The organism is Bacillus sp. C1 (assembly GCF_054570475.1).
Genome location: NZ_JBTMZT010000012.1, coordinates 31,879 through 45,735, shown reverse-complemented (window position 1 = coordinate 45,735; position 13,857 = coordinate 31,879). Strand labels below are relative to the sequence as shown.

Genomic DNA, 13,857 nt, shown 5'->3' with positions numbered 1-13,857 from the left:
TTTAATTTCTTTTGGAATCTTCTATTATTATATAAATCCATTTTGATTTTTCGACACATAGCCCGCTGCTAGGAAGAAAAAAAGTGAACTACACTCATTTTCTCTCTTTGTTTTCACTTGGCATGGGGCAGGAAGAGAGGCTGACCACTTCTATGCATGGCCGGATGCCCTCTCCCACCTAAAAAGAATGGTTTTATGTCATTTTTTCAATTTGTACTTATATAGATTAACAATTATCAAACTTTTTTAGTTTCTGCTTTTAAATAAGGTATAATAGTCTCTTTGTTTTCATAACTATTCAAAATTAATCCTTCATCGGAATGTTCTAATACGGTTTCTAAAGGAATAGGAATCTTTCCATTTATTGTCGTAATAATGTAGTTTGGTGTCGCAAATCCAGTAGTATGTCCTACTAATCCACGCATAATTTCTACACCTTTTTCAAGAGATGTCATAAAATGAGAAACACCTGTTACGTTATCACAATGGTATAAATAGTAAGGTCTAACTCGGATTTTCAGCAAAGCCTGTACTAATTGCTTCATAGTATCTAAATCATCATTAATCCCTTTTAAAAGCACACTTTGATTTTGTACAGGCACACCATGTTTTAAAAGTAAATTCACAGCATGTGCTGCCTCTTTTGTTACTTCTTTCGGATGATTAAAATGTGTATTTAGCCAAATCGGATGATATTTCTCTAACATTTCACAGAATTCCTTCGTTATTCTTTGAGGTAATAATACTGGGTAACGAGACCCAAATCTTATAATTTCTACATGCGGTATACTGCGTAGTCTTTTTAAAATACTTTCAAGCCTTCTATCTGAATAAGTTAAAGGATCGCCTCCCGTTAGCAATACATCTCGAATTTCAGGGTGGTTTTCTATATATTCAAAATCAATTTCATATCCTTCAGCTTCACTTCTTTCAAAATATGTTCCATCTAAGTCAGTAGTATGATATTTCCTTGTACAATGGCGGCAATATACTGGACATTGATCTGTAATTAACATAATAATCCTATCTGGGTATTTGTGAACAATTCGGTTTGTTACACGGTACTTCGTATCTCCAACAGGATCCACATCGGAATATTCATTTATCATAAATTCTCCGGTCGATGGAATTGCTTGTTTTCGGATTGGACATGATGGATCATCTTTATCCATTAATGATGCATAATAGGGAGTTACTGCCCATTTATAAACTCCTTCACATCTTTTTATTGCTTGTTCTTCCTCAGGTGTCACATTAATATATTGTTTCAGTTCCTCGAGTTTTTGTATTCTATTACGAAATTGTAAGCGCCAATCATTCCAATCCCAATCTGTTTTCATGTATTAAATACCTCCTCAAAATTATTCAGTTCATATAAAAAATTTTTTCACTTCTCATTTGCTAAGCTTATCTACAGATACTCTTTAAAAATCACCCCCCAAAAAAACAAATAAAGTTTTCACATATTTCATCATTTAAGTATTTCTCTAATAATTTTTAGAGTTTTCTCAATATCATTAGATGTAACGCCTAAATGTGTAACCGCCCTAATTCTTCCATGTCCAAGTTCAGCTATATTTAATTTGCAACTACGAGCTTTTTCGACAAATTCTTGCCAAGTAAAACGCGGATCGACAACTCGAAAAAAAACGATATTCGTTTCCACTGCTTCTAATTCACATTCTATTCCATCAATTTGAGTTAAACCTTGAGCTAGTCTACGTGCATTAGAGTGATCCTCAGACAATCTATCTACCATTTTAGTTAATGCGATAATACCAGGTTTAGCTATGATACCAGCTTGTCTCATTCCTCCACCTAGCATCTTACGAAGACGATATACTTTATTAATGAAGCTATTATCACCGACCACGATTGATCCTATAGGAGCAGCTAAACCTTTTGATAAGCAAAATTGTAATGAGTCTGTATATTGCGCAATTTCTGCAGGTGAGATATCTAATGCGACTGCAGCATTAAATATCCTTGCTCCGTCCATGTGCACCGGTAAGTTATTATTCTTTGCAAATTCTTTTAGTTCATTTAGATATTCTAAAGGTAAAACACGTCCCCCCATACGATTATGAGGATTTTCGATACATATTAGCGATGGTAAAGCAAACTGAGGATCTTCCTTATCTATTGGAATCACATTTTCTAAATCAACTATTTCTAATCGACCATCAGGTTGCGTTTTAATTTTTTCATACATAATTCCACCACAAACAGACGCACCAGCTGCTTCATATATGTATATATCTGACTCATCTCCAACTAAAACTTTTGAACCTCTTGGACAATGTGCCATTATTGATGTCAAATTAGCCATTGTTCCACTTGGGACAAATATAGCCGATTCTTTTCCAAATATTTTTGCAGCAATTGATTCTAATTCTTTAACAGTTGGATCTTCTCCATATACATCATCTCCAAGATCATTTATGGAGACACCTTGTAACATCTCAAGTGTCGGTAAAGTAAATGTATCACTACGTAATTCAATCATTTGTCGTCCCCCTATTTAGAGATAATTTTGTATTGTGTCTACTGAATAACTTTCTGAATCCCATGAATAATAAATAGAGAATTCTCCCCTCAATTGATACAAGTAATTTTTAGCCAAATGTAATTTCTCTTCGTAATCTGGTAGAAAAGGAGACAACATTATTCCTAGACACGTTCCACTGTGAGCAATAATTACCCCCATACCATCAATTTGTTTATTTATGCAAATCAACTTATCCAGTGTCTTTTTAGGTTGTAATCTTTGATTCATTTCAGCACTTTTTGTAGCAATTTTTCCAATTCTTATGTAATCAAGACTTTTAATAGCATGAGATAGCTCATCTAGTAAGAATCCATATTCTATTTTCTCTGCTTGATTAAAATGTTTTTTCCTTTTATTAAATTTAATAGTGTCAACGATCCCTCCTTCATCTATACCGACAACGGTAATCCCTGGTACACAACCTAAAAATTCTTTCTTTTCTACCTTTTTATGAAAATATGAGGTTATTCCAGGATACATAACTCCATCGGAGGGTTCTATTTGTCGTAAAATCCCTTCAATTTCTCTTGCATCTAGTTTAATACCATAGTAATCACTAACAGCCCTTGCGCAAGAAACTAAATCAGCTGTTGAACTAGCTAATCCCTTTCCAACAGGAATTTCACTCTGAATATTTATACATCCACCAGTAGAAACACCTAAATATTCCAATAATTTAACCACAAAAGCTTGCGCTTTCTTTTTTTCAGGGGGGGAAACTTTTATTTCTCCCCCACTTACATTTGGCACATATGTTGCGTAAGAATATTTAGTAATGGGGAAAGTTACTAAGAAATCTAATCCCTCTTCCCCATAAGCCCCTTGTAAGAGTTCTCCAAATGTACCAAAAGAACACCCTTTACCCACCATCTTTTCTTGAGATATCTGCTTCACCAAATAACCTCATTTCGACTAAATTCTATTAAACATGTAATTCTTCACCCAAATCACTTGTGGGTATTTCTTCCAGTTTACGAATTGAAGTAAAGGCAACATAAACAGAAGACAAAATAATACCTACACTACCTATAATTAAGGTTGGTAATACTCCAACAAGCCCTGCCATAAATCCACCAGCTAAAGCTGCAACTGGAACAATTCCCATAACACACAATCTAATTGAAGAATTCATACGCCCTAACAGATTATCAGGCGTAATAGAAGTTCTTAAACTTCTCTGATTAATGTTATAAACTACTATCATAATGGCATCAATGAGCTGCATTACCATGAGTAAAATTACTGCAGGTATTGTCGGTAAAAAGGTTGCTACCGGAATAAGTAATGAAGAAAATCCTGCTAAAAATAATGCAACTACCATACAGCGTCCAAGTCCTAATTTTCTAGTCATCGGCCCTACAAGAAGTGCTCCTAGTAAAGCTCCAGCTCCAGCCATTCCAAATATCATTCCTATAAATACAGGAGCAAGTTTTAATCCTCTTGATACAAATAAGAGATATATGGGTTCTATCAATATCGTAAAGAAATTAAAAATCATTGTTGTAATTACAAGATTTCTAATAACTTTATTTTTAATAACATAACTAATTCCTTCTTTAATCATCTCCATCATATTACCTTCTTCATTTTCAACCTTTTGAACTTCTTCTTTTTTCTTAATTCTAAATAAAAATAGAGAAGAAAATAGTAAGGCTAAAGACTGTATTAAGATAGCAAATGGTGCAGTGAATATTTGTATTAATACTCCACCAATCCCTTGTCCTACAATGGAAGCAGTTGAATAACTAAATTCTAATTTACTATTCCCTTCAATTAGCTCTTCTCTTTTGACAATCACCGGCAAATATGACATCTGTCCGATATCAGAAAACACAGTGTTAACTCCTACAAAAAAAGCTACCACATATAAAATCCATAAATTTAATACTCCGAAATACATTGAAACAGGTATAGCTAACAATAAAATAGCTCTAACTATATCAGTTGTAATGAGTATTGGTCTAATTGGTCTACGGTCTATCCAAACTCCAGCAACCAAGCTTATTAATAAAACCGGTAAATATTCTACTGCTTGCAAAATCCCCATTTGCAAAGGAGATGCCCCGAGGGTAATAGCTGCTACTAATGGAAGCGCAATTAATGCGATCTGTGTTCCAAACATTGAAATTGTTTGCCCAGCCCATAAGTTTCTGTAATCTTTATGCTTCCATAATCCTTTATATAATCGTTTCATAAGAATACCCCTTATATTTTATTAATGTATGCATAATTTTATCGCTTGAGCTATAACCTCTGAATGAGGAGAGTGTAATAATTGATAATGATTTGACATGATATCTTGAATTTCAAAACGACCATTAACTAATTTTTCCCACCTATTGATATTGAGTCTTGTATCATTTTGAGAATCTTCTGCCCTAAAATACATTATGTTGCCATCATAAATTTTCGGTTTATAACTAGAGAGTGCCTGTAAATTTATTTTATATGCATTGAAGTAGTTTATAAATTGAGAAAATTCTAAATTACGGAAAACACCTTTTTCTTCCAGGGTAATGAATAAATATTTTAGATAATCTTCTCTTATAAGAGATTGTTTTATATGTTCCTCTATCTCTTTTAATTCAATGTCCCCTAAAGAATTTAATAAGTCATCTAGAAATGATAGAAGATAAAATTTTTCATCTTCAAACTGTTCTTTCGGGATTTTTAAGAGGTAACTATCCAATAATGTTAAAGTTTTTATTTCTTCACCATTATTTTTCAACTTCCTTGCTATTTCAAACCCAACTACTCCACCAAAAGACCATCCAACAATGCAATACGGTCCCTGCTGTTGCACCTTTTTTATTTCCTCAATATAGAAATCTGTCATTTTATCTATTGTATTTAAATTATTTAATCCAGCGCTAATACTCGGTGACTGAATTCCATAGATTGTAAAGTTATCACCTAGAGATTCAATCAACGATTTATAGCAAAATAAGTTACCTCCCACTGGATGAATGAAAAAAAGTGGGGGTGTAGATGTAGATTTACCTGATTGAATCTTAACGATTGAAGATTCTGTATCATATTCTTCCTTTAAAACTGAAGCCATTTTTTCTACTGTATCGTTTTTCATAAGTAGCGGGAGAGTTACTTGCTTAAATAATTTCTTTTTAATTAAAGCCATTAATCTAACTGCTAATAAGGAATGTCCACCTAATTCTACAAAAGTATTTCTTATTCCAATTGGTTTCACATTAAGTATTTCTTCCCAGATACGAACTAGTTTCCATTCTAATAAATCTCGTGGCGGAACATATTCTTCTTGTACGTTTAACATAAAATTAGGGTCCGGTAATTGTTTTCGATCCGCCTTTCCACTTGATGTTAGAGGCATACTATCTAGTATCGTCCAACTAGTCGGTATCATATAATAAGGTAAAAACTGTCGAATATAATCCTGTAATTCTTTTATTTCTATACGATCGTTTTGATTTGTCACTAGATACGCCGCTAAATATCCCATACCCGTTATCATCTCTTTATATAAAACTACACAGTCTCGAATAATAGGATGACCGCTTATAACAGCTTCTATTTCCCCTAGTTCAACACGAAACCCCCGAATTTTTATTTGGTAATCTGTTCTCCCTTTATACTCGATATTCCCATTCAATGAATATGCAGCTAAATCCCCAGTACGATATAACTTCTCTTTAACATTCGTACTAAATGGAGAAGGAATGAATCTTTCCTCCGTAATAGTTGGTTGTTGATGATACCCTTCTGCTAAACCTACACCTCCTATAAACAATTCTCCTGTTACACCAATTGGTACAGATTGTAACTCATTATTCAAAATATATAATTGAATATTAGAAATTGGCTTTCCTATAGAAACGATTTTACTTTTATCATCTCGTATGCATTTCCAACAGCTTACATCAATAGCAGCCTCGGTCGGACCGTATAAATTAAATAAATCGCTTTCTGATTTGGCAAAAAAACGCTGTTGCAAATCAAACGGTAAAGCTTCACCACTACATAAAACTCTTTTCAAGCTCGTACATTTCCCTATATCTTCTTCTAGGAACTCTTGTAACATCGATGGAACAAAATGAATTGTACTTATATTTTCCTCTTGAATAATGTTTACTAAATAATTTGGATCCTTGTGTCCATTCGGTTTAGCAATAACTAAACACGCTCCCGTTATTAAAGGCCAAAAAAATTCCCATATCGATACATCGAATGTATAAGGTGTCTTTTGTAACACTCTATCGCTACTAGTCAATTTAAAATAGTCTTGTTTCCATAATAACCTGTTACAAATGGCACGATGGGATACAATAACTCCCTTAGGTTTCCCAGTTGACCCAGAGGTATACAGCATATATGCAATATCTTTTTCTGATACTTCCACATTAGGATTATCTATAAAACGATATGCATCCATTTCACCTTTTTCCTCAATACACTTTATTCTTTGAGTAAAAGAGGAAATCTTTTCTTTTAGCTTCTGATTCGTAATTAACATAGATATCCCTGAATCTTTTATTAAATCCGCTATTCTATTAACCGGATTTTCAGGATCTATTGGCACATAAGCTGCACCAACTTTAAGAATTCCAATTAAACTAATTACCATTTCAATAGACCTGTCTAAACAAATCCCAACAAAGTCACCTGTTTTCACGCCAGATTCAATTAATTCATTTGCCAATTTATTTACCCTGTTGTTCATCTCTCGATACGTCAAAGTTTCTTTTTCAAACTTAAGTGCTATTTGTTCTGGTTTTTTTTCTACTTGGAATTCAATTAACTGGTGAAGGATATGATCTTTCTCATACAATACTTGAGTATCATTCCATTCTTTCATCAATTTCATTTCTTTTTCAGACAAGAAATGTTTACTCCCATGATTTTCCCTTGGATTATCTACCATTGAATTTAGTACTTTTAAATAATAATCACCTATTAATTCAATTTGTTCTTTACTAAATTCTGCCATATCCCATCTTAAATCCATTCTAATATCCGATGTAGATAAATCTTGTCCAAATTCTACACCCAATGGAAAGTTAGTATTTGCTATTCCATCTTCTTGTAATATCTCAATATCGTTCAAATCAGACACAGACTTGTACACATGAAAATTAGTAAAGTTAAAAAATGTTTCAAACAGACTATCTCCACCACAATCTTGTTGAATTTGAGAAACTGGATAGCGACGGAAGTCTAAAGTTTCTTGCTCTTCTTTAAATGTTGATTGTATTAAATCTATCCAAGTACCTCCTGAAATATTAATTCTTATTGGTAAAGTATTTAAAAATAGCCCTAATACTTTCTCTCCATCTTTTTCTTCACTTCTACCATTCGATACTACCCCTGTAACAATATCTTGATTCCCACTTAGTATAGAAATTACTTTAAAATGGGCAGCAAGTAATATACTTTTAACATGTACTTTTATACTTATAGCTAAAGATTTGATGGCATTAGATAGTTCTTTTGGAATATGGAACTCTACTAATTCCATCTTGGATTCCATTTTGGCGTTATCCCAACGAGGTATCTTCGAAAATGCCATATTAGTTAACTTGTTTACCCAAAATTCTTTCTGTTTCTGATCATGTAATGCCTTTCTCTCTAATTCCAAATAATGTTTGAATAATACTTTTGGTTTATTGTTTGTATCTGTTGGTTCTTTTTTTATTTTAGATTGATATAAACTAAATAATTCAGTTTGCATAGAAGCAACACTCCAGCCATCTAAGATAGCATGATGCTCTATAATCGACATCTGTATAACATCGTCAGAAAGTTTATAAATCCTGATTCTCAAAAGAGGTGCTTTCATCCAGTCAAAAGAAGCAACTGTCTCATATTCAAATTCTTTTTTTAATTCTACATCCTGAGTCTTTTTATTCAAATGTGTCAAATCAACAAACTTTATAGGCAGTTCAACTTTACGATGAACAATTTGCATAGGTTCACTAAAATTTATAAAGTCAAATGATGTTCGTAAAATTGGATGTCGTGATAACAATTCTTCAAATGCAAAAATCCATGATTCTTCCTCATAAGGTGCTCTGATCCTAAAAGTTGAAATGTTATGATATATAGGTGTTAGGTTTGACAGTTCGCTATGGTACAACATTCCCTCTTGAAGTTTTGTTAATGGATAAATATCTTCTACATTGTTACTTACTTTTTGCATATCTTTTTTAGAAATGACTGGTAAAGACTCAATTAATTGTGTTGAAAAACTACCTTTCTTTCTAATATTTGGTGCTAATTTACGAATAGTTTGATGCATAAATATATCTGACATGTCAACAATGTAGCCTTTTTCCTTTATTAGTGATAAGATCCGAATACTTTTAATCGAATCTCCACCTAACTCAAAGTAATTATCATCAATTCCTATAATTTTTTGTTCTAAGACATTTGACCATATTTCTGTTATGATCTCTTCTATTTCATTTCTCGGTCCTATATAATCTTCTTTATCAATCGTGACTTCATTCATACTGTTTAACAATTGTCCTCTATCAATCTTACCGTTACTCGTAAGTGGAAATTGCTCCAAAATCATAAACTGTGAAGGTACCATATAATCCGGAAGCATTTCTCTCAAGAAATTTCTTAATTCTTTACTTTTGATATCATTTGAAGAAGTAACACATGCTAATAGTCTTTTGTTTGTGTCACTATCCTCATGTACCACCACAACAGCCTCTCTTACTTTTGGATGCGAAACCAACTTTGATTCAATTTCCCCTAATTCAATACGAAATCCGCGTATTTTCACCTGATTATCTATACGCCCACAATACTCAATTTCACCGTTTGATAATACTTTCCCTAAATCTCCTGTTCGATATAATTTTTCTGGCTTTTGACTAAAAGGATTATCTATAAATCTAGTAGAAGTTAATTCCGGTTTATTTAGATACCCTCTTGCCAACCCTGCTCCTCCTACAAAGAGCTCCCCCTGTACACCAACCGGTACGGGTTGCATATATGCATCTAATACTAAAACATATAAATCTGGAATTGCGATACCTATCATGCTTTTGATATTTTTCTCTATATCTTCATATGTTATTGGCCTATAAGTAACATGAACAGTAGTTTCTGTAATTCCATACATATTTACCAACTGTGGCACTTTATCTCCGTACTTTTGAATCCAAGGACGTAACACTCTATATTCCAGTGCCTCACCTCCAAAGACAACTTTTCTTAAACTTAGCTGAGTCGGCGATAATAACTTTTTTTCATCTATCTTAATTAACTGATAAAAAGCTGAAGGCGTTTGATTCAAGATGGTAACTTTTTCTTTAATAAGTAAATCGTAAAACTTCTCAGTATCTCTACTAACCCAATAAGGTACAATAACTAATTTACCACCATAGAGTAATGCTCCCCATATTTCCCAAACTGAAAAATCAAAAGCATACGAGTGAAATAAAGTCCACGTATCATTTTCATTAAACTGAAACCACTTGCTTGTCGATGAAAATAATCTAGTAATATTTCCATGTGGTATTAGCGTACCTTTTGGATCACCTGTAGAACCCGATGTGTAAATAACATAAGCCAAATTCCCTGGATGTACTCCACTATTCAAGTTTTCTTTACTTTCTTTACTTATATTTAGCCAATCCTTGTCTAACAAGATCTTCTCTATATTTTGTGTGCAATACTCATTGCTCAAGTTATCTTGAGTTACTAGAAGGTTTATTCCTGAATCCTGAATAAAATAGTCTAATCTCGCCTTAGGAATTGTTGGATCTATTGGTACGTAAGCTCCGCCAGCCTTTAATATCCCTAATATCCCAATGATAAGGTCAATTGAACGATCTATACATAACCCTACCATTATTTCCGGACCTACTCCCTTTTTTTGAAGATAATGAGCTAATTGATTAGCTTGTTGATTTAGCTTTTCATAAGTTATAGTCTGATCTTCAAAAATAATAGCTATAGCATCAGGAGTTTTCTCGGCTTGCTTTGCAAATATTTCATGACTACATAAGAGGACATCTTGTTTTTCTATAGATCTATATAGTAACTCTCTTCTTTCATTTTCTATCATTAACTGTAATTCATTTATAGATTGATCTGGATTTTGGACAATATCAGCTAGTAATGTTTGAAAATGAGCGGACATTCTATCAATCATTTCTTGATTAAATAAGTCTGTTTGATATTCCAATACCCCCACCAAGCCATCAACTGTACTTTCCATATCTAATGTCAATTCAAATTTCGCTGTTCCTGTATCTATCTTAATAGGTTTAATTTCTAATCCAGCTACATCCCACTGTATGTCGGGTGTATTTTGCAATACAAACATCGCTTGAAATATCGGAGAATAATTCAAACTTCGAGTAGGATTTAACTCCTCTACAATTTTTTCAAAAGGAATATCCTGATTCTCATATGCCTCGATAGTTACATCACGTACCCTTTTTAATAATTCTCTAAAAGTAGGATTGCTAGAAAGATCTGTTCTAATAGCAATTGTATTTGCAAATAACCCCAGTGTTTCTTCAAATTCAATTCTGTTTCTATTTGCAATCGTAGTCCCAATGATTATATCTTCCTGTTGTGAATATCTATTTAAAAGTATATTAAATGCTGTAAGTAAACCAATAAATAACGTACTATTCTCTGTCTGGCATAATTGACTGATACCTTTTGATACATCAAGAGGTATTATAAATTGAGTGAAGCTCCCTCTATTACTTACAATTTTCGGCCTGGATTTTTCTATGGGCAATTGCAATACTGGCAAATCATTACCAAGTTTATCTTTCCAATACATCAATTGTTTTTGCCAATGACTTTTTTCAAATTGGTCTTCCTGCCATCCAGAATAATCAGCATACTGAAATTCAGGTTCTAATAAAGGGAGTTCTTCATCTACTGCAAAAGATTGATACAACCTGAATATTTCATTAAACAAAATGCTTACAGACCATCCATCGGAGATAATATGATGCATATTAATTAATAAAAAATGAGTATCTATTTCATCTGTTAATAATGTAGCTTCAAAAAGTGGTCCTTTATTTAAATCAAACTGTTTTCTTGCTTCTACTTCCATATAAGCATTAGCTTCTAACTCACTTCGGACCAATTTTATTTCTAACTTAAATTGAGAATACGGTCTAATTACTTGTATGACTTCATTTTGAATCACACTAAAATGTGTTCTCAACGCTTCATGTAAGGTAACCAAAGTATTTAAAGCTCTTTCTAATACATCTTTATTCAAATTCCCCTTCAAAGACACAAACATCGGCATATTATATACAGAAGAATCAGATAAAAGTTCATTTAAAAAATATAATCTTTTTTGAGCAAAAGATGCTGGAAATGTATAGTACTCTTCGGTGGTTATTACTTCATTCGATTTATTTGTCTCTTTTTGAAACACCTTATTCTTCTCCTTCCACATTATAATTAATGATTATTAGATTTTTGATTACAACTTCTCTATTGTAATCGATGTAAATCTCTTCTCCGCTTCACAATTTTTTCTTCATTTTTTTCTAGTCTCCTATTTTCAATAATTTTTTCTAATTGAGATATTGTTGGATATTCAAATATATTTTTCAATGGTAAATCTATTCCAAATGATGTTCTAATTCGCGATATAACTTGAGTCGCTAACAGAGAATGACCTCCTAAATGAAAGAAGTTATCATCCATACTAATCGTTCTAAGGTTAAGAACATCCATCCAAATGTTTGCCAACTTCACTTCAATTTTATTCCTAGGTGAAATTTGTACATTTATTTTAATTGTTTCTTCTTTTGGCTTTGGTAATGCTTTTCGATCTATTTTTCCATTAGGACTTTTTGGCATCTCTTTTACTAATACAAAATAAGACGGTATCATATAGTTTGGGACTTTCTTCTCCATATACTCCTTTAACTTATAGGAATGTATTTCCTCTGTTCTCTCTCTTGTTTGAATATAGGCAACTAATTGCTTTTGCCCCTCAATTACATCATCTCTTACAATCACTATTGCCTTTTGTATATATGGATGCTGTTCTAGTGTTTCTTCAATTTCCCCAAGTTCAATACGAAATCCTCTTAATTTAATTTGATTGTCATATCGATCTAAGAAGACTAATTGTCCATTTGATAATAACTTTACTTTGTCTCCAGTTTTATACAAACGTTTCCCTTCTTTAAATGGATGTTTAACAAAATGCTTTTCATTTTTTTCATGAAGGTTTAAATAACCAGGCGATAATCCAACTCCGCCAATATACAGCTCACCCGGCACTCCAATAGGTACTAGTTGCATGTTTGAATTCAAGACATAGACCTCAGTATTTGCAATAGGGCGTCCAATTGGCAATTCAGTTACAACTTCATGGTTCCATTGATTTTCGGGCTTGTACACAGTTGAAGCACACGTTGTTTCTGCAGGACCATAGAGAATGAAACAAGGTATTTCCCCAGAAATTTCATACCATTCTTTATATGTTGCTAATGAAACTTTTTCTCCTCCGACTAAAATCATCCGTAAAGATGAAGGCAATAGCACTTTTTCATTAGCTATTTCTTTAACCCAAAAATCCCAATAAGCAGTTGGAATACAGATACTAGAAATTTTATTTTCTTCAACCCAATCCGAAAATTCATTAGCAGATAATACATTATTCGGGCTTAAAACTAAGGTACTTCCTTTTACAAGCGCCATAAAAATATCCATAGCTGAAAGATCAAAACTAATACTTGCATATTGACCTACCCTATCATCTTTTGTAAATTCACAAAAATCAGTCATGTAATGAATGAAATTTACTATAGATTGATGTTTAATTTGAACTCCTTTTGGTTTCCCAGTAGAACCAGAGGTATAAATAATAAAAGCCAAATGTTCAGAGCGATCTTGTTCTTCTAATTTGTTTGGAACTGACTCAGTTAAATCAACTTGATCTGGTAAATTTTCAAAAGTAATTACCTCTTGCTTATGTTGTGAGAAAATATCCTCATATTTTAATGAAGTTAAGATTACTGATGCTTGAGAATCTTTGATCATATAAGACAACCTATCTTTTGGATAACTAGGATCTAGTGGGACATACGCACCGCCTGCTTTTAAAACCCCTAGAATTGAAACGATAAAGTCGATAGAACGATCCATACAAAGTATTACTGGCGTATTAGAACCAACATGTTTTCCTTTTAAAAATCGGGCTATTCGCTCCGCTTTTTCATTTAGTTCCCAATAAGTGATAGATTTATCTTGATACATGATTGCTGTATGATTTGGTAACCTTCTTACAACTTCTTCAATTAACTTATGCACACACATTTTCTCAGGAA

General features: G+C 32.8%; 5 protein-coding genes and 2 pseudogenes. All 7 read right to left on the bottom strand.

Features of this window, described 5'->3' with window-relative positions:
• Nucleotides 1–236: 236 nt before the first annotated feature.
• Nucleotides 237–1,340 (bottom strand): arginine 2,3-aminomutase, encoded by a 1,104-nt coding sequence (gene blsG, locus ACX5JI_RS22030; RefSeq protein ID WP_459503157.1) that lies wholly within the window; start codon nucleotides 1,338–1,340, stop codon nucleotides 237–239.
• A gap of 131 nt (nucleotides 1,341–1,471) precedes the next feature.
• The gene (gene ltaE, locus ACX5JI_RS22025) at nucleotides 1,472–2,506 is read right to left on the bottom strand and encodes a low-specificity L-threonine aldolase (protein WP_459503156.1); all 1,035 of its coding nucleotides are present in this window, start codon (nucleotides 2,504–2,506) and stop codon (nucleotides 1,472–1,474) included.
• A gap of 15 nt (nucleotides 2,507–2,521) precedes the next feature.
• Nucleotides 2,522–3,442, bottom strand: a complete 921-nt coding sequence (locus tag ACX5JI_RS22020; RefSeq protein ID WP_459503155.1) for a GHMP family kinase ATP-binding protein — start codon at nucleotides 3,440–3,442, stop codon at nucleotides 2,522–2,524.
• Nucleotides 3,443–3,470: 28 nt separating this feature from the next.
• Complete coding sequence (locus tag ACX5JI_RS22015; protein WP_459503154.1) at nucleotides 3,471–4,742, bottom strand: MFS transporter; 1,272 nt, start codon at nucleotides 4,740–4,742, stop codon at nucleotides 3,471–3,473.
• Nucleotides 4,743–4,763: 21 nt separating this feature from the next.
• On the bottom strand, nucleotides 4,764–11,948 hold the full coding sequence (locus ACX5JI_RS22010) for a non-ribosomal peptide synthetase (RefSeq protein ID WP_459503153.1): 7,185 nt from the start codon (nucleotides 11,946–11,948) through the stop codon (nucleotides 4,764–4,766).
• 59 nt (nucleotides 11,949–12,007) lie between these two features.
• Nucleotides 12,008–12,259 (bottom strand): annotated as a pseudogene (locus ACX5JI_RS22005) (phosphopantetheine-binding protein); the annotation flags it as partial.
• Between the two features lie 108 nt (nucleotides 12,260–12,367).
• A pseudogene (locus tag ACX5JI_RS22000) lies at nucleotides 12,368–13,774 on the bottom strand (amino acid adenylation domain-containing protein); the annotation flags it as partial.
• Between the last annotated feature and the right edge of the window lie 83 nt (nucleotides 13,775–13,857).